The sequence below is a fragment of the Afipia birgiae 34632 genome (assembly GCF_000308295.2).
Lineage (GTDB): Bacteria > Pseudomonadota > Alphaproteobacteria > Rhizobiales > Xanthobacteraceae > Afipia > Afipia birgiae.
Genome location: NZ_HG326652.1, coordinates 2,204,818 through 2,225,215 on the forward strand (window position 1 = coordinate 2,204,818; position 20,398 = coordinate 2,225,215).

General features: G+C 62.1%; 19 protein-coding genes. 4 read left to right on the top strand and 15 right to left on the bottom strand.

Annotated elements, in window-relative coordinates; genetic code table 11:
* Positions 1–289: 289 nt before the first annotated feature.
* From BN32_RS10375 to BN32_RS10385, 3 genes are read right to left on the bottom strand one after another with little or no spacing between them, the layout of a single operon-like run.
* Positions 290–1,129, bottom strand: coding sequence for an MlaD family protein (locus BN32_RS10375; protein ID WP_019198120.1), 840 nt, complete (start codon positions 1,127–1,129; stop codon positions 290–292).
* 27 nt (positions 1,130–1,156) lie between these two features.
* On the bottom strand, positions 1,157–1,927 hold the full coding sequence (locus BN32_RS10380; RefSeq protein WP_019198121.1) for an ABC transporter ATP-binding protein: 771 nt from the start codon (positions 1,925–1,927) through the stop codon (positions 1,157–1,159).
* Positions 1,928–1,936: 9 nt separating this feature from the next.
* Positions 1,937–3,070 (bottom strand): ABC transporter permease, encoded by a 1,134-nt coding sequence (locus tag BN32_RS10385; RefSeq protein WP_040426246.1) that lies wholly within the window; start codon positions 3,068–3,070, stop codon positions 1,937–1,939.
* A 137-nt stretch (positions 3,071–3,207) separates the two neighbouring features.
* Here BN32_RS10385 and dgcA point away from each other — a divergent pair, with 137 nt between their 5' ends.
* Positions 3,208–4,212 carry an N-acetyl-D-Glu racemase DgcA gene (gene dgcA, locus BN32_RS10390; RefSeq protein ID WP_019198123.1) on the top strand — a complete coding sequence of 335 codons (1,005 nt, stop codon included), beginning with the start codon at positions 3,208–3,210 and terminating at the stop codon, positions 4,210–4,212.
* On the opposite strand, the gene BN32_RS10395 is transcribed toward dgcA, so the two are convergent.
* Positions 4,213–5,469 carry an MFS transporter gene (locus BN32_RS10395; protein ID WP_084494562.1) on the bottom strand — a complete coding sequence of 419 codons (1,257 nt, stop codon included), beginning with the start codon at positions 5,467–5,469 and terminating at the stop codon, positions 4,213–4,215.
* 49 nt (positions 5,470–5,518) lie between these two features.
* On the opposite strand from BN32_RS10395, the gene BN32_RS10400 reads away from it, so the two are divergent.
* Entirely contained in the window at positions 5,519–6,553 is a 1,035-nt protein-coding gene (locus BN32_RS10400; RefSeq protein ID WP_019198125.1) for a hypothetical protein, read from the top strand.
* A gap of 58 nt (positions 6,554–6,611) precedes the next feature.
* Here BN32_RS10400 and BN32_RS10405 read toward each other — a convergent pair whose 3' ends face one another.
* The 5 genes from BN32_RS10405 to thiD form a co-directional block, all read right to left on the bottom strand.
* The gene (locus BN32_RS10405; protein ID WP_019198126.1) at positions 6,612–7,592 is read right to left on the bottom strand and encodes a threonine ammonia-lyase; all 981 of its coding nucleotides are present in this window, start codon (positions 7,590–7,592) and stop codon (positions 6,612–6,614) included.
* Between the two features lie 222 nt (positions 7,593–7,814).
* Positions 7,815–8,888 (bottom strand): glycosyltransferase family 4 protein, encoded by a 1,074-nt coding sequence (locus tag BN32_RS10410; protein WP_040426248.1) that lies wholly within the window; start codon positions 8,886–8,888, stop codon positions 7,815–7,817.
* Positions 8,888–9,700, bottom strand: coding sequence for a UDP-2,3-diacylglucosamine diphosphatase (locus BN32_RS10415; protein ID WP_019198128.1), 813 nt, complete (start codon positions 9,698–9,700; stop codon positions 8,888–8,890). The genes BN32_RS10410 and BN32_RS10415 overlap by 1 nt, the downstream gene beginning before the upstream one ends.
* A gap of 42 nt (positions 9,701–9,742) precedes the next feature.
* Complete coding sequence (locus tag BN32_RS10420) at positions 9,743–10,402, bottom strand: class I SAM-dependent methyltransferase (RefSeq protein ID WP_019198129.1); 660 nt, start codon at positions 10,400–10,402, stop codon at positions 9,743–9,745.
* Between the two features lie 267 nt (positions 10,403–10,669).
* The gene (thiD, locus tag BN32_RS10425; RefSeq protein WP_019198130.1) at positions 10,670–11,473 is read right to left on the bottom strand and encodes a bifunctional hydroxymethylpyrimidine kinase/phosphomethylpyrimidine kinase; all 804 of its coding nucleotides are present in this window, start codon (positions 11,471–11,473) and stop codon (positions 10,670–10,672) included.
* A 139-nt stretch (positions 11,474–11,612) separates the two neighbouring features.
* On the opposite strand from thiD, the gene BN32_RS10430 reads away from it, so the two are divergent.
* Positions 11,613–11,855 carry an Lrp/AsnC ligand binding domain-containing protein gene (locus BN32_RS10430; protein WP_019198131.1) on the top strand — a complete coding sequence of 81 codons (243 nt, stop codon included), beginning with the start codon at positions 11,613–11,615 and terminating at the stop codon, positions 11,853–11,855.
* Between the two features lie 81 nt (positions 11,856–11,936).
* Here BN32_RS10430 and BN32_RS10435 read toward each other — a convergent pair whose 3' ends face one another.
* Both BN32_RS10435 and BN32_RS10440 read right to left on the bottom strand, forming a co-directional pair.
* Entirely contained in the window at positions 11,937–12,914 is a 978-nt protein-coding gene (locus tag BN32_RS10435; RefSeq protein ID WP_019198132.1) for a DMT family transporter, read from the bottom strand.
* Between the two features lie 122 nt (positions 12,915–13,036).
* Positions 13,037–13,954 (bottom strand): c-type cytochrome, encoded by a 918-nt coding sequence (locus tag BN32_RS10440; protein ID WP_019198133.1) that lies wholly within the window; start codon positions 13,952–13,954, stop codon positions 13,037–13,039.
* A 99-nt stretch (positions 13,955–14,053) separates the two neighbouring features.
* Here BN32_RS10440 and BN32_RS10445 point away from each other — a divergent pair, with 99 nt between their 5' ends.
* On the top strand, positions 14,054–14,482 hold the full coding sequence (locus tag BN32_RS10445) for a CHRD domain-containing protein (RefSeq protein WP_040425628.1): 429 nt from the start codon (positions 14,054–14,056) through the stop codon (positions 14,480–14,482).
* A gap of 78 nt (positions 14,483–14,560) precedes the next feature.
* On the opposite strand, the gene BN32_RS10450 is transcribed toward BN32_RS10445, so the two are convergent.
* The 4 genes from BN32_RS10450 to BN32_RS10465 form a co-directional block, all read right to left on the bottom strand.
* The gene (locus BN32_RS10450) at positions 14,561–15,010 is read right to left on the bottom strand and encodes a c-type cytochrome (RefSeq protein WP_019198135.1); all 450 of its coding nucleotides are present in this window, start codon (positions 15,008–15,010) and stop codon (positions 14,561–14,563) included.
* A gap of 114 nt (positions 15,011–15,124) precedes the next feature.
* Entirely contained in the window at positions 15,125–17,437 is a 2,313-nt protein-coding gene (locus BN32_RS10455; protein ID WP_040425629.1) for a xanthine dehydrogenase family protein molybdopterin-binding subunit, read from the bottom strand.
* A 69-nt stretch (positions 17,438–17,506) separates the two neighbouring features.
* Positions 17,507–19,033, bottom strand: coding sequence for a murein biosynthesis integral membrane protein MurJ (murJ, locus tag BN32_RS10460; protein ID WP_019198137.1), 1,527 nt, complete (start codon positions 19,031–19,033; stop codon positions 17,507–17,509).
* 206 nt (positions 19,034–19,239) lie between these two features.
* On the bottom strand, positions 19,240–20,385 hold the full coding sequence (locus tag BN32_RS10465) for a DegT/DnrJ/EryC1/StrS family aminotransferase (RefSeq protein ID WP_040426250.1): 1,146 nt from the start codon (positions 20,383–20,385) through the stop codon (positions 19,240–19,242).
* Positions 20,386–20,398: the final 13 nt, after the last annotated feature.

The window sequence follows — 20,398 nt, forward strand, 5'->3', positions numbered from 1 at the left end:
CGGCGCTCCATGCCCCTCACCTTTTGGGGGGGCAAGACCAAAGCTCACCTCGCGCGATGCGCGAGAGCGAATACGCGTGCGTGAATGAACGGGCTGTTTGAAAATCGAATCTGGAATGATGAGGTGATGCACACCAGCGCAACACCGCAGTCGTCGTCCCCGCGAAAGCGGGGACCCATAACCACAAAACACGGTGATGATCGCAAGAAGATTGCTCCAACACCTCCCTCCAATCGAGAACTCAGGGAGTATGGGTCCCGGCCTTCGCCGGGACGACCAGTGAGAGGTCTTACCGCTGCCGCGCGCGGGCGTCGCTGGGGTTCCGGGCCGGAGTTGGAGCCGGAGCTGGCTGGGCCGGAACAGCGTCGCGTCCGCTGGCGCCGAACAGCACGCGGGTCGGGTTGCGGTCGAAGTTGTTCACCGCCCGGCTGATGTCGGCCAGCGTGCGGCGGCCGTCGATGATCAGGCCGGCAGAGCGCTTGTCGAGATTGTCGGCCAGTTCGCGGAACGACTTGGCGGCCGCATGCAACTCGCCCTTCTCACCCATCAGGCCATCGACGCCGGCCATGATGCTGTCAATGCGCGCGGAGTTCTCTGCAAGGCTCTTCGAGAACACCTCGATGTTGGCCATGCTGTTGTGCAGGGTCTCCTGGTTTTCGAGGACCAGCCTGTTGACGTTCTGCAGCACGCCGCGCACCGCCTCGCCGATGTCCTGGATCGCGTTGGGATCAGCCGTCAGCGTCGGCACGCCATCTTCGGCGACCGGCACGCCCCCCGCTTCGACCGAGCCGCCCTTGAGCGACACCGAGGAGACGCCGGTGAGGCCCGCGAATTCGAGGCCGACCAGCGAGTCCTTGCGGATCGGCGCATTCTTGTCGACGTTGGCAATGACGACCACGCGCTTCGGATCGTCGAGCTTGATCGAGGTGACTTCACCGATCTTGATGCCGTTGAAGTTGACGTTGCCGCCGGTGCGCAGGCCGGAGGCCGCGCCCTCGAATACGATGCGCAGCGGAATGCGCTGGGCCGCCGCACCAAGGTTCTGGAACCAGAACACAAAGCCAAACGCCGCCGCGACCACCGCCAGCGTGAACGCCCCAATGAGGACGAAATTTGCCTTTGTTTCCATCAACTTAACTCCAAATACGCAATGTGCTTATGCGATCACGGCACGGGCGCGATTGCCATGAAAATAGGCCCGCAGCCAAGGATGCTGCGAGGCCAGCATGTCATCCATCGTGCCTACCAAGAGAACCTTGCGATCCCCCAACACTGCAATCCGGTTGCAGGCCGTTTTAAGACTGTCGAGATCATGGGTTACCATAAAAACGGTCAGCCCCAAAGTGCGCTGCAACGTCATCACAAGCTGATCGAAATCGCCGGCGCTGATCGGATCGAGGCCGGACGTCGGTTCGTCGAGGAACACGATCTCCGGGTCGAGCGCGAGCGCACGGGCCAGCGCCACGCGCTTGATCATGCCGCCCGACAGTTCCGACGGGAACCGGTCGGCGACCTCCGGCTTGAGGCCGACCATGGCGAGCTTGGCGATGGCGATTTCATCGAGCAGCCGCCCGGACACGTTCATGAATTCGCGGACCGGAAACTGGATGTTCTGCCGCACGTTCAGCGACGAGAACAGCGCGCCGTGCTGGAACAGCACGCCCCAGCGGCGCTCCACCGCGCGGCGCTGATCCTCGTTCGCCTTGCCCATATCGACGCCGAACACCTCGATATTACCGGCGAGCTTCGGGATCAGACCGATGATCGTGCGCGTCAGCACCGACTTGCCCGCGCCCGATGCGCCGACGAAACCGAGGATCTCGCCCCGCCGCACGTCAAGGTCGAGATGATCGAGAATGAGGTTCTCGTTCAGCTTCACCGTGAGATCGCGCACGCGGATGATCGCATCGTCGGAATAAGCCGCCATCGTCTGGTCCTAAATATTGATCGTCGCGAAAAAGATCGCGAACAGGCCGTCCATGACGATGACGAAGAAAATCGATTTCACCACCGACGCCGTGGTGTGCTGGCCGAGCGACTCGGCGCTGCCCTTGACTGCAGCGCCTTCCACACACGCCACAATGCCGATCACCAGCGCCATGAACGGCGCCTTCACCATGCCCACCGTGAAATGATTGATCGAAATTGCTTCCTTCAGGCGGATGAGAAACGCGTCGGGCTGCACGCCGCCGTAACCCCACGCGACAAGCCCGCCGCCATAGAGCGCAGCCATCGCGCCAAGGAAGGCCAGAATGGGCATGGCGATGATCAGCGCAACGATCCGCGGCAGGATCAGCACTTCGGTCGGATCAAAACCCATGGTGCGCAGCGCATCGACTTCCTCGCGCATCCGCATCGAGCCCAGTTCGGCCGTATAGGCGCTGCCGGAGCGGCCGGCGACCATGATCGCCACCAGCAATACGCCGAGTTCGCGCAGCACCAGCACACCGAGCATGTCGACCACGAAGACGTCGGCGCCGAACTTGCGGAAATGGAAGATACCCTGCTGGGCGATGATGCAGCCGATCAGGAACGTGATCAGCACCACGATCGGCACCGCACGCCAGCACACCTGTTCGAGATGATGGATCATCGAGGTGAAGCGGAAGCTGGTCGGATGGCGGATCACCCGGAACATCGCGTTGAGGATCGCCCCCAGCATGCCGATCAGCCCGACCAGCGTACCGCCGACATCGACGACGCTGCGGCCTATGCCGTCAAGCATGCCAAGCAGGGTTTGCCGCTGGCGCTTGTGCACGATGCTGGATTTTACCTGGCGGACCTCGTTCACGAGGCTTGCATAGTTGGCGGACAGGCCGGCGACATTGGGCTCGACGCCGCCCTGGGTCAGGCTGCGGCGCAGCCGTTCGATCAGCCAGGCCCCGAAGGTGTCGAGACTGGAGACCTGCGACACGTCGATCACGATGTTGGCAGGCCGGCCGGACAGCCGTTCGGTGTCTTCGACGATCTTTTCGAGGTCGGGCGCGTGATGGACGGTCCATTGGCCAGCCGCGCGCAGCGCGAGACCTGCGCCGACGGTCACCTGCTCCAATGTCGGATTGCCGTTCAAGCCCAACTCCTGCGCCGATTCCGCGTCCGGCTGACCAAGCAACCTACCACGATGCCAACAATCTGTACGGGGATGACCTTAAGAGCCATAATTGGCGCGTCTGAGCAAGCCCGCCCTCACGAAAATCGATTTCACAAATGATGCCATCGCTGACTCTCGCCGCCCGGATCGAGCGCTGGCCCATTGCCGGCGGCTTCACCATCAGCCGGGGCGCCAAGACAGAAGCCGTTGTGATTGTGGCTGAGGTAAGTCGCCAAGGTCTTAATGGTAAGGCCATTATCGGGCGCGGCGAATGCGTTCCCTATGCCCGCTACAACGAGACACCGGAGGCAACGCTCGGGGCCATTCTTAGCCTGCAGGACGCGTTGCACGGCGGTTTGGACCGGCAGGCGCTGCAATCGCAGATGCGCCCTGGAGCGGCCCGTAACGCGCTCGATTGCGCGCTGTGGGATCTGGACGCCAGGGTGGCAAAAATGCGTATCTGGGAACTCCTCGGACGCCCCGAGCCGCGCCCGCTGACCACCGCCTACACGATCTCGCTGGGCACGCCGCAGACCATGGCGGAGGCGACCGCGAAAGCCGCCCATCGCCCGCTGCTCAAGATCAAGCTCGGCGGCGACGGCGACGAGGCCCGAATCGCGGCCGTCCGCAAGGCCGCCCCGGCCAGCGAGCTGATTGTCGATGCCAACGAGGCCTGGACCGAGGCTGATCTGGAACGGCATCTGGCGGCCTGCGCCGATGCCGGGGTGACCATGATCGAGCAGCCCCTGCCCGCCGGTCAGGATCAGGCTCTGGCGCGCATCAAGCGGCCCGTGGCCGTCTGCGCCGATGAAAGCGTGCATGACCGCGCGTCGCTCGAAGGCCTGCGCGATCGCTACGACGCCATCAATATCAAGCTCGACAAGACGGGCGGCCTCACTGAGGCGCTGGCGATGGCCGAAGCCGCCCGAGCGCTGGGATTTGACCTGATGGTCGGCTGCATGGTCGCCACATCGCTGGCGATGGCCCCCGCGATGATGATCGCGCAGGGCGCCCGCGTGGTCGATCTCGACGGCCCGTTGCTGCTGGCTGAGGACCGCGACAACGGCCTGCGCTATGATGGCAGCACGGTGTATCCGCCTGATGCCAGCCTCTGGGGTTAGTCAGTCCATCACCGCGCGATGGGCGTCGAGGCGCTTGCGCGCGAGGGTCATCACGATACCGCCTGCAAGCGCTATCGCAGCCATCGCATAATAGACGCCCTCGCCGACCCGGGCGTAGATCAGTCCAGAGCACACCATGGCCACACTAAAGCTGATGCCTGTCAGGGCGGACAAATAGCCCTGCGCGCTGGCGAGGAGCTGATGCGGCACGTTGCGAACCAGCAACGCCACAGTACCGACCTGAGTGATACCGAAGGTCAGTCCGTGCATGAGCTGAGCGACGGCAAGAACCTCGATCCGAGGCTCCTGTGCGGTAATCACCCAGCGCAACACGCCGCTCGCCGCGCCGATCATGACAAGGACCGCCGGCGACAGGGTGAAGCGCGGCGAGATCGCGAAGATCACGATCTCGGCGATCACGCCGAGCGACCACAGCGCCGCAATGGTGATGCCGCCAAGGCTGGCATTCTGCCAGGTGATTGCAGAGAAACCGTAATAGGCCGCGTGGCTGGCCTGGATCAGCGCCGAAGCACCGATGATCGAGAGAAACAGCGGCCTTCGTAGCAAGCGGCTGGCACGTGCAGGAGGAGCCGCGCTGGCAGGTGCATCCAGCGGCGCGAGACCGAGGCTGACGAATGCACTCAGGAAAGCCACCGCCACGATGGCCCAGATCAGATATTGCGGGTCGATCGTTGACAGCAGCAGCCCGGCTCCAATCGCGCCGACGATGAAGGCAGCGGATCCCCAGAGCCGCATCGGCCCATAGTTCAGGCCGTAGCGCACCACACCTTTCAGCGCGTAACCGTCAGTCAGCGGCGCCAGCGGCGTCCAGGCGCAGGCCATCAGGCCGAAGACGATCAGGATCGCGAGCGGCTGATGCAGCAATCCTACGGCCACGAACCCGAAGGCGGTGACGAAGGCCAGCACGATCATGGCCTCGCGCAAGATCTGACGCCGCTCAGCGAAGGCGGTCACGAACGGCAGGACGGTGAACCGGGAGAACGACGGCACCGCCGTGATAATGCCGATCCACGACACGTCCACGCCGATAGCCTTCAGCCAAACCGGAAAGAACGGCAGGTATGTTCCGCCCATGCCCAGTGTCGAGGCGTAAAACAGGCTGGCGCCGACGGCAAATCGGCGAGCAACGGATTGCCCGGCCGGATGCTTTTGTGATTCTCTGGTGAGCAAGGGAATTGCGATTCGCCGCGGTTCGTGTTGGTGAATGTTTAGCGCGTGTTCGGCGTATCTGGACATCGCTTTTGCGTGCGGATTGCGTCAACGCGTTTCTGTCCTACAGGTTTTTATGGCCAACGAAGCCTTCGCCCTGTCGCCGATCTCAGCCCGCGCCGCGTCTCCGACGGACGCGGACTTTGAGGCTATTCGCGAGGCCTTTCTGGAGACTGCGCGCGGCCGCTGGTTTCTGGACGAATACACGAAGCGCAACCGGAACGCCGACACCGCCATGGTGCTGGAAGCGGTCGCGCGGATCGAAAGCTCGCTTGCCGCCCAGAAGGAAGAACAAAAGCAGCAAGCGCTGAGCGAACCGCCACCTATTGAACCGCGTTCAAACGAGTTGCCCCAAGCAATAGCCGCGGTCCAGGCGATCGTCGCGGCTGCCCGCGAAAGCGTCTCGGTGACGCTGTCAGGTCCGGTTTTCGATGAAGCCCTCGCGCCGTCGCGCAAATGCGCGCGCGTGATCCGCGAAATCGCATGGGGACTGCGCGAGTCCGGCGCGGACGGCCGCATCTGCTCTCTGCTTGAGTCTCAGGTCGATGCAATCAACGCGGCCTGCGATCACGTCGCGGCCGGCGGACTTCGCGATGGCGTTTTGCAAGCCTTCGATCAAGCCGCGCGAGACATCGAAGCTATCGCCCCTTCCACGATGGAGCCGCAGGCCGAACCCGGACCTGTTGCGGTCCTCCATACCGTCGATTTCAGTCCGGTGCCGGCGGAAACGTCCGACGAACTGCAGATGGCCATCGTCGATGACGAACTGTTCGACGTAGCGATCTCCGCTTCGGAAGAGTCGTTGCCAGAAATGGTGGCCGAAACGGTTCTGCTGACGGACGACATCCCGCCAATAGAAATGGCTGCGGCGATCATAGACTTGGATGAAGCGCCGGAGCCGGTTAAGACGGTGCATCTGGAGCTTGTGCCGGAGCCCGCACCGGAACCGGTTCTTGGGATTGAGCCTGAGATAGCGGCAACTGCGCCGGCGTCGCTGGGCGCAAGCCTGCTCGCCAGCGGCATTATCGCAAGGCCGGTTTCACCGCGCAGCGATCCGCTCGCGCCCATTCGGCGCATGAGCCAGGCGGAAAAAGTCGCGTTCTTCAGCTAAAGGCAGAATGGCGGCAATCTTCGCTGCAAAAGGCGAGAAAAAGACCGAATTGTGACGCCTACTGAATCAACCGCGCGTAGAGATCCGCGTCGACATTGCCGCCGGACAGCACGATCGCAACCGTCTTGCCCCTGGCATCGATATGCCCTGCGAGAAGCGCGGCCAGCGCGACGGCACCGCCCGGCTCGACCACGAGTTTCAACTCGCGAAACGCGAATGCCACGGCCTTCGCGACTTCATCGTCGGTTGCCGTGACGCCCTGCACGCCATTCTTCTGGTTGACCGCGAACGTGATCTCGCCGGGAATCGATGCCATCAGCGCGTCGCAGATGGTACGGCCAACCGCCCGGTGAGGCTCGCGCTTCCCAGCGCTGAATGACCGGGCGTGATCATCGAAACCGCAGGGCTCGACAGTCATCAGACCGGCATTCGGAAACTTCGCTTTCGTCGCGAGAGCAATGCCGGCCATCAAGCCGCCGCCGGACGCGGGCGCGGACACGATGTCGGGCGTCAAGCCAAGCGCGGCAAAGTCCTCCGCGATCTCGCGGCCGACTGTCCCCTGCCCCGCGATCACCCACGGATCGTCATAGGGCGGAACAACAGTGGCCCCGCGCTTGCTCGCAAGACCCCGCGCGATGGCATCGCGGTCTTCCTTGTCGCGGTCATAAGGAACGACCTCTGCGCCATAGCTCTTGGTGCGCTCGATCTTGGAGACCGGTGCATCGGACGGCATCACGATCACCGCCGGCATGTTCAGGATCTGCGCCGCAGCCGCGACGCCCTGCGCGTGGTTGCCCGACGAGAACGCGACGACACCAGCCTTCCGCGCCGCTTCCGGAATGGAGGATAATTTGTTGAAAGCGCCGCGAAACTTGAAAGAACCTGTTCGCTGCAGCACCTCGGGTTTGAGGAAGATACGTCCGCCAGTCAGCGCATCGAGCGCAGGTGACGTGATGAGACGGGTTCTGACGGCGACGGGCGCGAGAACGCGCGCGGCGGCTTCGATATCGACATTTGTCGGGAGAACAAGAGAGGCCATGGCGCATGTATAGCGCGCCAGCCTTTCAGAGCAAGATCGCTAGTGTCCCGAATCCGAAGTTCGCCTCATTCTGCAGCACCTGCCCGAGCGAACTTCGGATTCGGAAGGACACTAGCAATTAGTGATTCTAGTGTGGTTTTGGTTCGCAAGTCCGCAAAAGAATGCGCTGTAGAAATGATGCGGACTTGCGAACCACCACACTAGGGAACAACGGCTATGCGATCAGGCGGTGGGAACGGATTCCGAAGTCAATCGGAGCCGCCGGGCCAGCCGCCGCCGCCAGCGGCGCTTGACCTGAGGCGGCCGCTCGCGCGTCACATTGTCAATGAACGCCTGCGCACAAGCACCCCAGCTTCGGGACGCAGCAAAATCGCGGCAGGCTTCGCGCGGAATATCCAGCGCGGCCAGACAGGCCGCACGCAGATCGTTGTTCAGCACGCCGACCGGCGCATCACCGATCACATCGAGCGGGCCGGACACCGGCAGCGCCGCGACGGGTACGCCACTGGCCAGCGCCTCAAGCAGCACCAGACCGAAGGTGTCGGTCTTGCTCGGAAATACGAACACATCGGCGGCAGAATATGTTTCCGCGAGCGCCTCACCCTGCATGGTGCCGAGAAACACCGCATCGGGATACTTGCGCTCAAGTTCGGTCTTCGCCGGGCCGTCGCCGACCACGACCTTGGTGCCGGGTAAATCCAGCCCCAGAAACGCCTCGAGGTTCTTCTCGACAGCGACGCGGCCGACCGAGAGAAAGACCGGCCGCGGCAGAGCGAGATCGAAATCGCGCGGCCGGAACAGTTCGGCATCGACACCGCGCGACCACAGCACGACATTACGGAAGCCGCGTCCGCGCAATTCATCCGCGAGCGCGGGCGTCGCCGCCATCACAGCATCGCTGGTGCCATGAAAGTAACGCAACGCCGCCCAGACCCAGGATTCCGGAATCGGGAATCGCGCGGAGACATATTCGGGAAAACGGGTATGGAAGCTCGTCGTAAACGGCACCTTGTTCTTCTGGCAATAGCGCCGCGCCAGAATTCCGATCGGACCTTCGGTCGCGATATGGATGTAGTCCGGCTGTGCCTCTTCGATCATGCGCGCGATCTTGCCCGGGCTTGGCAGCGCGACATGCAGATCGGCGTAGCCTGGCAGTGCAATAGTCCGAAACGATTGCGGCGTGAGGAATTCGACGTCGACGCCCATCGAGGCGGCGGCTTCCGCCATCTTGGTGAGCGTTCTCACCACACCGTTGACTTGTGGATGCCAGGCGTCCGTTGCGACAAGAATGCGCATCAGGCAGCCTGCGCCGTCACGCGAGGCACCGGCTGAGATCGGCGCAGCGGATCGGTCCATACCAGGATTTCGAAACGCCCGTCCTCGTGCTCGACCAGCGCGGTGCAGCTCTCGACCCAGTCGCCGCAGTTCATGTAGCGGATGCCGTTCTCGTCGCGGATCGTCGCGTAGTGAATGTGGCCGCAGATCACGCCATCGGCGCCGTGGCGCCTGGCTTCACCGGCCAGCGTCTGTTCGAACGCGCCGATATAGTTGACCGCGTTCTTCACCTTTTGCTTGGCCCACTGCGAGAGCGACCAGTAAGGCACGCCGAACAGTTTGCGGAAGGCATTCACCAGCCGGTTCATCTGGATCGCGAAGTCATAGGCCTTGTCGCCAAGATGCGCGAGCCAGCGCGCGTTCTGAACGACAAGATCGAAGATATCGCCGTGAATGACGAGATAGCGCTTGCCGTCGGCACCTTCGTGAACGGCGTTCTCGACAACTTCGACACCGCCGAAGTGCGTGCCGTAATAGGAGCGCAGGAATTCGTCGTGATTGCCGGGGATGTAGATGACGCGCGCGCCCTTGCGGACTCTGCGCAGCATCTTCTGGACAAAGTCGTTGTGAGATTGCGGCCAGTGCCAGCTGGACTTCAAAGCCCATCCGTCGATGATATCGCCAACGAGATAGATGGTGTCGGCATCGTGACAACGGAGGAAGTCAAGAAGGCGGTCGGCTTGCGAACCGCGGGCTCCGAGATGAACATCGGAGATAAACAAAGTGCGAAAGCGTCGTTCGGGACTGCTATCGCTGATAGCCTGTCTTTCCATGCGCGAGCCTTTATCAAAAATCCATGACAGCGTGATGACAGATCACGCGGCCTGCGAATTGAGAGTCCGCTCGAAACAAACCAGTGTGTAGATGCCGAAGGGCGCAACTTTGCGCCGCTCGACAAGGGTCGTGCCTGCGTTTGATTGCGCCCAGGCCTGCAGCCGCGCGAAGGGAAATTCAGGGCGCAGCCCCAGCGCCCGGGTTTTCTGCGCGGCCCAGCGCTCGACCGCAGCCGCCACACCCACTTCCGAGTAGAGGTGGTTGACGAGGATGATCCGGCCGCCCGGCTTCACCACACGATGGCATTCGGACAGCACCTGCTCGGGATTGGCGACCAGCGTGATGACGAACTGCGCCACGACGCAATCGAAGGTGGCATCCGCGAACGTCATCTGATGAGCGTCCATCTGGTGCACGGCTTTGACGAACGGGTACTTCCCGCTCGTCATCTTGGCTCGCGCCTTCTCGAGCATCGGCGCGCTCATATCGATGCCGGTGATCTCGGTGCTGGTGTCGTAGTCGTCGAACGACAATCCCGTGCCGACGCCGACCTCAAGAATCTTGCCGCCGATGGCCCGCGCTGCCGCAGCAGCTGCGCGCCGGCCCTTCACCATGACCGGTCCGCACACGGCGTCATAGATCGGCGCCCAACGCGCGTAAGCAGTTTGAACAACGGATTTGTCGAGATCGGATGAGATCATCTTGGTTCCAATAAGCGATCTGAGGAATCAGATTTTTATTCGCTTATTGGCGATTACCAGCGGAGTGCGACAAACAGGCGACAAGCGCGGCAGCTTGTCGCGCGCTGGGTCACGGTGACCTCAGATGTGACCGAGACTTCACCACAAATCGTCATTGCGAGGAGCACTTGCGACGAAGCAATCCAGTTCTTGCTATGCCTAAGACTGGATTGCTCCGCTTCGCTCGCAATGACGTCCGGGGACAGTTCGGCCGGAACTCATCGGCTCTTAAGTGTCGAAGGCGTGGAAGTGATGGATCGGCCCGTGGCCGTGACCGACGTCGAGCCGGTCGGCCGCGGCGATGGCTGCGCTGACGTACGCCTTGGCATTGCGAACGGCAGCTTCAAGGCCGTCGCCCCTGGCAAGACCTGCTGCGACGGCCGATGACAGCGAACAGCCCGTCCCGTGGGTGTTGCTGGTTGCGATGCGCGGGGCAGCGAGCCGCACGACGGAATGTTTGTCGATCAGATAGTCGGTGCTCTCGGGACCGGTTCCGTGACCACCCTTGATCAGAACGGCGGGACAGCCCAGTGCCAGCAGCCGCCTGCCCTGACGCTCGATGTGTGCCTCGCTCTCGGCCATGGCCTCATTGAGAAGCGCAGCGGCTTCCGGCAGATTGGGCGTGATCAGGCCGACGCGCGGAAAGAGCTTGATGCGCAGGGCGTCGATCGCGTCGGACGACAGCAGCCGGTCGCCCGATGTCGCAACCATCACCGGATCGAGCACCACGTACCTTGGCGACCAGCGATCGAGGCCGGCAGCGATGGCGTCGATCGCCTCATGGCGGGCCACCATGCCGATCTTGACGGCCTTGACGTCGAGATCGGAGAATACCGCATCGATCTGCGCGGTGATGAAGTCGGCCGGGACATCATGGATGCCGGTCACGCCCTGCGTGTTCTGCGCCGTCAGCGCGGTAATCACGGACGCGCCATAGACGCCGCAGGCCGCGAACGTCTTGAGGTCGGCCTGAATGCCGGCGCCTCCGCTCGAATCCGAGCCGGCAATCGTGAGCGCAATCGGTATGCTCATGGCAATCTCATGGTATTCAGGGCCTTTCGCCCCCTGCTCTAACGCGCTGAATAAACTCCAGCAAGCCGGGTTGCCACCGTGGCCGGATTTGGCTCTATTGCGCTCCAAGAGATAGCCACCCGCGCCGGGAGAGACAGTGATGGTCCCCTTCTTTGTCCAGATCAAATGCAAGCTGGGCCAGTCCTATACGGTCGCCAATGCGATCGCCGAGGCCGAAATCGCCTCCGAAATCTATTCGACGGCGGGCGACTATGACCTGCTGGTCAAGTTCTATGTCGACAGCGCCACCGACATCGGGCATTTCGTCAACGAGAAGCTCCAGGTCATTCCCGGCATCCAGGACACCTACACCATCATCACGTTCAAGGCGTTTGGCACGTAGAGTTTGCGGGGGCATGGTCTTCTCCGAAGACCGGCCCACCCTCCGGTCAAGCCGGAGGGCAGTTTTCGGGATCATGCCCTGTCAGGCCGCTTTGGAGGCGCCTGAAACCGGCGCGTCCGGATCCTCTTCGTCATCTGCAATGGTGGCGATAGCCGCGACCGGCGTATCGCGCAGCCGCTTCAGGCCGAGATAGCGCTCGCGCAGGATCACGAAAATCCCGGCGCTGGCGACAATGATCGCCCCCACAACAACGTAGAGTGTCGGCACCTCTCCGAAGAACCAGTAACCCAGCATGAACGCCCACAGCATGGCGGTGTAATCGAACGGCGCCAGAAACGATGCCGGCGCATAACGATAGCTGTCGGTGAAGAAAATCTGCCCGAGTCCTCCCGCGATGCCGATCCCGGCCAGGATCGCAACATCCTGCCACGTGGAAGGCATGCGCCAGCCGAACGGCGCGGTCAGCAGCGAAACCAACAGAACAAGCAACGTCATGAAGATGACGATGGATGAGGTCGTCTCGGTCGCCGTCAGCCGCCGGATCTGGATCGATGCACCGCCTGATGTGAAGGCATTGGTCAGCGCGAACAGAAGGCCAATGGCCATGGATGTTGTGAGCGCCGCATGGTCGCGCGCATAGGGCGTCAGCATCAGGATCACCCCGCTGAAACCGAAGGCCACCGCCGACCAGCGATACGCGTGAACCTGTTCTTTCAGGAATACTGCCGCGAAGATGACGGTAATCAACGGAGCCACGAACGCGATGGCAGTAAAGTCAGCAATCGGAATTCGCGCAAGTGCGGCAAACGTGCAGAAGGTGCCGACGACGCTGAAGACACCGCGCAGCAGGTGTTCCGATGGCCGCTCGGTTTGCAGGGCGCCCTTGAGTTGTCCGCGCCAGCCGAACACGATCAGGATCGGGATCAGCGCGAATATCGAGCGGAAAAACGCCACCTGCCCTTCCGGATACGCTCCGCCCAGATAGCGCACCTGGGCACCCATGACCGCAAACATCAGCGTACTGGCGATCTTGAACGAAACGGCTTTGACAATATTCATGGAGAAAAGCGGGAATCCTGCGGCAATTGCCGCCCGACAAAGCACGCGGCGGCAACCCGGAAAACCCCGCTCTCAACATGGCTTGTTGAGCGGCTATGCAGACGGCAGGAACAACCCGGCGCTCAGGTCTTCTTTTTCGGCTTCACCGGGCCATCCACCGGAGGCAAGGACTTGAGATAGGCCGCCACTGCCGCACGATCCTCGTCGTTCAATTCCGACGTGTTCTTGATGACCCGCACCATTGAGCCGCCGGCGGTGTCACCGCTGGGCAGTTCGCCGGTCTTGAGGAACCAGGCGATTTCCTTCTCACTCCAGTCCTTGAGGCCCTTTTGGGTAATGTTCGGCACCCAGCCCTCACCTTCAGGATTCGGTCCGCCGGCAAACCGCTGCGAGGACACGATGCCGCCGAGGAAATTGCGGGGGCTGTGACACTCGGCGCAATGGCCGAGCCCATTGACCAGATAGGCGCCGCGATTCCACGCCGCCGATTGTTTCGGATCAGGGGTAAGCGGCTTGCCATCCACGAACAGGAACTTCCATCCACCCACAAGGCGGCGGATGTTGAACGGAAAGCTTACATCGTGAGGGCGCGGACGGCCGGAGAGCGAAGGCAAGGTTTTGATATAGGCAAACAGGTCGCGGATGTCGTTGTCAGTCGCGTGAACGTATGAGCCGTAAGGAAACGACGGGAAATAATGCGCCCCGGCCGGTGAAGTCCCCTTCCTCACAGCGGTGACGAAGTTTGCCTCGGTCCAGTCGCCGATGCCGTTCTGCTTGTGGGGCGAAATGTTCGGCGCATAGAACGTGCCGAACGGCGACGGAATGGCCAGTCCCCCTCCGAGCATGGTGCGCGGCTCGCCAACCACCGCATGACATGACGCGCAACCGCCGGCGTTGAACACCGTTTGTCCGTTGGCGACGTTGGGCGAGTAAGCCGGCAAGGCTTCGGCGGACACCACTGCCGGAATGGTGACGAGCCAGAAAACACCCATGCTGGCGATCAGAGCGACAGCCACCAGCAGGAAAAGCTTCCGAAACATATGCGCCCCCAATGGGAGTAACTGGAAATCGACAGGAACCAAACGGCTGCGGCCAGTGTTCAATCGGTATCGGCAGTCCGAAAACTACGGGAGAAAACGATGAACAGCAAAAGATTTGCGACTATGGCCGCGGCCGCAGGCCTGTGCATTTCACTTGGCGGACCGGCAGTTGCCGAAATGATGACCATGAAGGTCAACCTCACGGGAGCGGCCGAGGTGCCCGCTGTCACCAGTCCCGGCAAGGGCACGGCCGATGTCAGCTTCGATAGCGCGACCAAAACGCTGACCTGGAAGGTCACCTATTCGGGCCTTACGGGACCCGCCACCATGGCGCATTTTCATGGTCCCGCTGAAGCCGGCAAGAATGCTCCGGTCGCCGTTCCATTGAAGGATGCAGCCAGCGGCGCCGAGGGCAGCGCGACCCTGACTGACGCGCAGGCCGCCGACCTGATGGCCGGGAAGTACTACATCAACATTCATACTGCAGCACATCCCGCGGGCGAAATTCGCGGACAGGTCACGAAGTAAACGCTGCTGCATTGATGCAGAAACAAAGGGCGGGCGCCACTGGCACCCGCCCTTCAAATTGCGGAGCGTAGTCTCGGATCAGCTGTTCTTTACGCGGAATGTCTCATGACAGCCCGAGCATGACTTGCCGATCGTCGGCAGCGTCGCTTTCAAGCTGTCCGCATCCTTGATCTTGCCCTTGGCTTCGGTCACGGCCTTGCCGAAAGCAGCGATAGCCGCATCAAATCCAGCTCGATCGTCCCAGATCTTGGGAGACGGAGTGTATTCGCTGGTCTGCTTCACAGCCTTGACGCTTGCGGGATAGAGCGAGGGGAGCTTTTTGGCCGTGTCATCAAGCTGCGCCAGCGCCGCATCGATCGCCGCCTGGTCGTAAGGCTTCTCGCCTCTCGCCATCGGACTGAGAACACCGCCCAGATTCTTGCCGTTCGCTTTCATCAGCGCATGGCTTTGCTCGATCAGAGCCTGGTCGGCAACGACCGCGGTTGCACCGAGCACAATCATCGCGGCCACGAGAACAGAACGCTTCATTCGGTATTTCCTTCCCTAAAATTTGAAACGACGCCCTTACACACAAGTCGACAGAATCGAACACTCCGGCTGCAGCCTGACAAGCCCAACATTTTCTTTCTGCGCCGGGAATTTTTACAAACGGTGCTCGCGACGGCTCTGCGCGATGGCCATCCACACGCGCTCCGCCGTGGCCGGCATGTCGATGTGGCCGATGCCATACTCGCGCCAGAGCCCGTCAATGATGGCGTTCACCACGGCGGGACACGAGCCGATCGCGCCCGCTTCGCCAGCCCCCTTGACGCCGAGCGGATTTGTCTTGCACGGCACATTGTGGGTCTCGAACTTGATCGACGGTCCGTCCGCGGCGCGCGGCAGCGCATAGTCCATGAAAGTGCCGGTCACGAGTTGGCCGTCGGCGGCGTCATAGACCGCCTGCTCCATCAGGGCCTGACCGATGCCTTGCATGGTACCGCCGTGAACCTGGCCCGCCAGCAGCAGCGGATTGAGCGTCACGCCGAAATCGTCGACGATAACGTAGTTCACGACCTGGATCACGCCGGTGGCGGGATCGATCTCGACCTCGGCGATATGCGTGCCATTCGGATAGGTGCCGTCGGCGCTCGTAAATTTGGCGCTTGCACTCAGCTTCGACGGATCGGCGCCAGCGCGCTTTGCGAGATCGGCAAACGAGACCGTACGGTCGGTGCCGACAATACGGATCGCCCCGTCGTTGAACTCAAGATCGCCCGCACCTGTCTCCAGTAGATCGGCGGCGATGTCCTTCAAATTCGCACCGAGTGTGCGCGTCGCCCGTTCCACGCTGACGCCGCCGGATGGAATCGAGCTCGAACCGCCGGTGCCAAGACCGGTTGCGATCTCATCGGTATCACCCTGATGAATATGGACTCGCTCGGGTGCGATTCTGAACTGCTCCGCAACGATTTGGGCATACGCGGTCTGGTGTCCCTGCCCGCTGGACTGCGTGCCGATCAAAATCGTCACATCGCCATTGGGATCGAGCCGAACCTGAGCCGTTTCTGGCTCTCCCATCGAGCCGCACACCTCGACATAGGTGCCGAGACCGATACCGCGCACCAGTCCCTGCTTCTTCGCAGCCTTGGCGCGCTTCGGGAATTCCTTCCAGTCGGCAACATCCATCGCGCGCTTCATATGCGCGGCAAAATCACCGGAATCGTAGATCTTCCCGGTGGCCGTTGTGTACGGCATTGCCTTCGGCTGAATGAAATTCTTGCGGCGGATCGCGTCCGGCGTCATGCCCAGCTTGCGTGCCGCCGCATCGACAAGCCGCTCGACCACATAGGCCGCCTCGGGACGTCCCGCTCCGCGATAGGCATCCACCGGCACAGTATTGGTGAACACGGTGCGGACGCGGCAATGGAACGCCTGAATATCGTAGAGACCCGGCAACATTCCCGCGCCGCCATGTGGAATATACGGTCCAAAGGTCGAGAGATAAGCGCCCATGTCGCCCATCAGATCGACATCCATGGCCAGGAATTTCCCGTCCTCAGCCAGCGCCATGCGCGCGGTGGTGACGTTGTCGCGCCCCTGCGCATCGCCGACAAAATGATCGGCGCGCTCGGCGGTCCATTTCACCGTCTTCTTCAGCTTGCGTGCGGCAACTGCCGCGAGCGCATATTCGCGATAGGGAAACAGTTTGGTCCCGAATCCGCCGCCGACGTCCGGGCAGATGACCCGCATCTTCTCGACGGGGATGTTGAGAACGTTCTGACAGAGAATATCGCGCAGCCTATGGCTGCCCTGGCTACCCATCGTCAGCGTCAGATGATCGCGCTTGGCGTCGTATTCGCAAACCACCGCGCGGGTTTCCATGTAGTTCGTCACGATGCGCGGATTGACGATGGTGATTTCCGCCACCGCATGCGCCTTGGCGAAGGCTGCCTCGGTTGTTTTCTTGTCGCCCAACGACGTGTCAAACAGGACATTGCCCGCGTGGCTCGGCCAGACCTGCGGCGCCCCCTTCTTTACCGCGTTGACCAGACCGACGGCCGCCGGCAGCGCGGTCCACTCGACCTGGATCGCCTCGATCGCGTCCCGCGCCTGCTCAACGGTGTCCGCCACGACGAACGCAACCGCGTCGCCGACATGCCGCACGACATCGCGCGCAAGGATCGGATACGGAGGACCGATAAAGGGCTCATCAGGCAGATTGAACAGGCAGGGAAGACTGCCGAGATCCTTGACGTCGTCGGCTGTTAGAATCGCAGCAACGCCCGGCAATCCGCGAGCCTGCGACACATCGAGCTTGAATTTTGCGTGCGCATGCGGAGACCGCAGCACAAGGGCGTGCATCGCTGATGCTGGCGTGTAGTCGTCGGTGTAGCGGCCCTTGCCGCGGATAAGAGCGTCATCCTCCTTGCGAAGGACGCTTTGACCGACACCGAATTTGACGGGAGCCATGATATCTCCAACTGCAATCTGGAACGCTTCTAAGGTCCATCATGCAGCGGAATGGCTGGAAGCGCAAATGGCTTACCGGCGAATCAGCGTTGCCAGCCATCGCTTTCCGAACAGTAGCAGTATGCAGCTTCCGTAAACGGCGGCCGCAACCACGATCAAAATTCCGAGAGCGGTTTCATCGCGTAAAGAGGTCATGCTGGCCAGCGCGGACACCTCCCAGCGCGACGTGAGCCAGAGTGCCGCAGCGAGCACCACGCCTGCTGCGGAGAATTTCACCAGCGAAATGAGGAACGCGCGGTCGAACGCAAAATACTTGCGGCGCGTCGCGAAAAGAACAACGAGCAGCAGATTCACCCACGCGCCAACCGCAGTGGCCAGCGCCAGCCCGATCTGCGCTAGCGATCCCACCAGCGCGATTTTCAGAGCGACATTGACCGCAACGCCTGTGAGCGCGGCCTTGACCGGCGTGGCGGTGTCCTTGCGGGCATAGAACGTCGCAACGGCGCTTCGGATCAAGACGAACGGAATAAGCCCGACTGCGTAGGCTGCAAGCGTGGCGCCAGCCGCCGCAGCATCCGCCTTGGAGAATGCCCCGCGCGCGAACATCGCGCGCATGATGACGTCAGGCACCACAAGGAACGCCGCGACGAACGGAATCGAGAACAGCAGGGTGAAATCGAATGCGCGCCGCTGCGAAGCGAGCGCGCCTTCATGGTCTCCGGCCGTAATCCGCCGCGACATCTCCGGCAGGAGCACTGTGCCAATGGCAATGCCGATCACACCGATCGGCAACTGGTTGAGCCGGTCGGCGTAGTAGAGCGCCGAGAGCGCGCCAGCGGCCAGGAATGTTGCGATGATGGTATCCGCAAACAGCGCGACCTGCGTTCCCATCGAGCCCAGTGTCGCGGGACCCAGCGCGCGAAAGAAGCCACGCACATCTGCGTCGAGCTTGAACGACGTGAATTTTGGAAGAATGCCGCTGCGGCCAGCATCGCCCGCGACCAGAAAGAACTCCAGAAAGCCAGCCAGCAGCACGCCCCATGCTGCAGCATATCCCGCGTTCGGGAAAAATGCCGCAAGCGCCAGCGTCAGCATCATCGACAGGTTGAGGAATATCGGCGCTGCGGCCGGGCTCGCGAAGCGATGCATCGCATTGAGCATGCCGCCGTAGAGCGTCACCAGCGTGATGAGCAGAAGGTAGGGAAACGTGATGCGCGTCAGGGATATTGCCAGCTCCGCACGTGCGGGATCGCTGGCAAATCCCGGCGCGAGCAGCGCAATAACCTGCGGCATGAACAGCCATGCGACCACCAGCAGCGCGGCCTGCGCACTCAGCAGCAGCGTGAAGATGCGATCGGCGAACAATCGCGCAGCCAGTGCATCGCGATTATGGAGATGCGTGTAAGCCGGGACGAACGCGGCGGAGAATGCACCCTCTGCGAAAATCGCACGGAAATGATTGGGGAGCCGCAGCGCGACGAAGAACGCGTCCGCAATCGGCCCCGCGCCGAGGATCGCCGCGAGCATGATGTCGCGCGCGAATCCGGTGACCCGCGAGAGAAGGGTATAGCCGCCGACGGTGAAGATTCGTCCGAGCATCGGATAGTCCTACCGCATACTGCCCAGATCGCGAACCAGCGAGGCTTCGACCTGCGCCGTCATGGCCGGATTTATTCCGGCCATCCACGTCTTTTTAGGTTGCCGCCAAGACGTGGATGCCCGGGACATCGGCGAGCGGAAGCGACGCCGTTCTACGAACGGCTATGCCCGGGCATGACGGCATTTTTGCAATCTTGAGTCCGAAATCAGGAAAGAGCTTCGCGCACAGCCTTGATGACGCGGTCCTGAGCCGCCTGGTCGAGATAGGCATGCATCGGCAGGCTGATGACATCCTCCGACAGCTTCTCGCTGACCGGCAGCCCGCCTTCAGCGGTCGGATAGTGCTTATAGGCTGTCTGCTGGTGCATGGACTTCGGATAGTAGATCGCGGTCGGAACTCCCTGCGCCTTGAGACCCTCGGCGAAGGCATCACGGCCCCCGCGTGGCAGCCGGATGGTGTACTGCGCCCAGACCGACGTGTTGCCGTCGGCCACGCGCGGCGGCGTCACGATGTTGTGCAGCGCGTCGAAATAGCGGCTCGCGACTTTGTTGCGCGCCTCGATCTCGTCGTCGAAAATCTTCAGTTTCTCGATCAGGATCGCGGCCTGCATGGTGTCCAGCCGCGCCGTCAGGCCGAGGCGAACGTTGTCATACTTCTCGGTGCCCTGCCCGTGGACACGAATGCTGCGCAGCCGTTCCGCGAGCGCGGCATCGTCGGTGAAAATCGCGCCGCCGTCTCCAAAGCAGCCGAGCGGCTTGGCGGGAAAGAAGCTGGTCGCCGTCGCAAGGCCGAACGTGCCGAGCCGGCGGCCCTTGTACGTTGCACCGAACGACTGCGCGGCGTCGTCCAGCACAAACAGCCCCTCGCTCTTGGCGACCTCGGCGATGGCGTCGTGGTCCGCGCTCTGACCGAACAGATCGACCGGAACGATTGCTTTCGGCTTGAGGCCGAGCTTCTTCGCAGTAGCGATACCGGCCTTGAGCGATGCGATGTTGATGTTGAACGTCGTTTCATCGACGTCAACGAACACCGGCGTCGCGCCAGCCAGCGCGACCACTTCACCCGTGGCGCAGAACGTGAACGATGGGCAGATCACAGCGTCGCCGGGGCCTACACCCTGCGCCATCAGCACCATCAGCAAGGCGTCGGTGCCGCTCGCGCATGCGACGACGTGCTTGGCGCCGCAGTAGGCAGCCAGATCGGCCTCAAGCTGGGTGACCTCGGGACCATTGATGAACTGGCAGTGCGTCAGCACGCGCGCGACGGCGTCATCGATCTTCGTACCCAAGCGTCGGCGCTGGGCGCCGATATCGATGAAAGCCACGGGTTCTGATCGCAAATGCTGGTTCATGATGCGTGCCGGA

Excerpts from the sequence above, each read along its gene's own strand:
- BN32_RS10375 (WP_019198120.1), bottom strand. The coding sequence starts at position 1,129 with ATGGAAACAAAGGCAAATTTCGTCCTCATTGGGGCGTTCACGCTGGCG.
- BN32_RS10380 (WP_019198121.1), bottom strand. The coding sequence starts at position 1,927 with ATGGCGGCTTATTCCGACGATGCGATCATCCGCGTGCGCGATCTCACG.
- dgcA (WP_019198123.1), top strand. The coding sequence starts at position 3,208 with ATGATGCCATCGCTGACTCTCGCCGCCCGGATCGAGCGCTGGCCCATT.
- BN32_RS10395 (WP_084494562.1), bottom strand. The coding sequence starts at position 5,469 with ATGTCCAGATACGCCGAACACGCGCTAAACATTCACCAACACGAACCG.
- BN32_RS10400 (WP_019198125.1), top strand. The coding sequence starts at position 5,519 with ATGGCCAACGAAGCCTTCGCCCTGTCGCCGATCTCAGCCCGCGCCGCG.
- BN32_RS10405 (WP_019198126.1), bottom strand. The coding sequence starts at position 7,592 with ATGGCCTCTCTTGTTCTCCCGACAAATGTCGATATCGAAGCCGCCGCG.
- BN32_RS10410 (WP_040426248.1), bottom strand. The coding sequence starts at position 8,888 with ATGCGCATTCTTGTCGCAACGGACGCCTGGCATCCACAAGTCAACGGT.
- BN32_RS10415 (WP_019198128.1), bottom strand. The coding sequence starts at position 9,700 with ATGGAAAGACAGGCTATCAGCGATAGCAGTCCCGAACGACGCTTTCGC.
- BN32_RS10420 (WP_019198129.1), bottom strand. The coding sequence starts at position 10,402 with ATGATCTCATCCGATCTCGACAAATCCGTTGTTCAAACTGCTTACGCG.
- thiD (WP_019198130.1), bottom strand. The coding sequence starts at position 11,473 with ATGAGCATACCGATTGCGCTCACGATTGCCGGCTCGGATTCGAGCGGA.
- BN32_RS10430 (WP_019198131.1), top strand. The coding sequence starts at position 11,613 with ATGGTCCCCTTCTTTGTCCAGATCAAATGCAAGCTGGGCCAGTCCTAT.
- BN32_RS10435 (WP_019198132.1), bottom strand. The coding sequence starts at position 12,914 with ATGAATATTGTCAAAGCCGTTTCGTTCAAGATCGCCAGTACGCTGATG.
- BN32_RS10440 (WP_019198133.1), bottom strand. The coding sequence starts at position 13,954 with ATGTTTCGGAAGCTTTTCCTGCTGGTGGCTGTCGCTCTGATCGCCAGC.
- BN32_RS10445 (WP_040425628.1), top strand. The coding sequence starts at position 14,054 with ATGAACAGCAAAAGATTTGCGACTATGGCCGCGGCCGCAGGCCTGTGC.
- BN32_RS10450 (WP_019198135.1), bottom strand. The coding sequence starts at position 15,010 with ATGAAGCGTTCTGTTCTCGTGGCCGCGATGATTGTGCTCGGTGCAACC.
- murJ (WP_019198137.1), bottom strand. The coding sequence starts at position 19,033 with ATGCTCGGACGAATCTTCACCGTCGGCGGCTATACCCTTCTCTCGCGG.
- BN32_RS10465 (WP_040426250.1), bottom strand. The coding sequence starts at position 20,385 with ATGAACCAGCATTTGCGATCAGAACCCGTGGCTTTCATCGATATCGGC.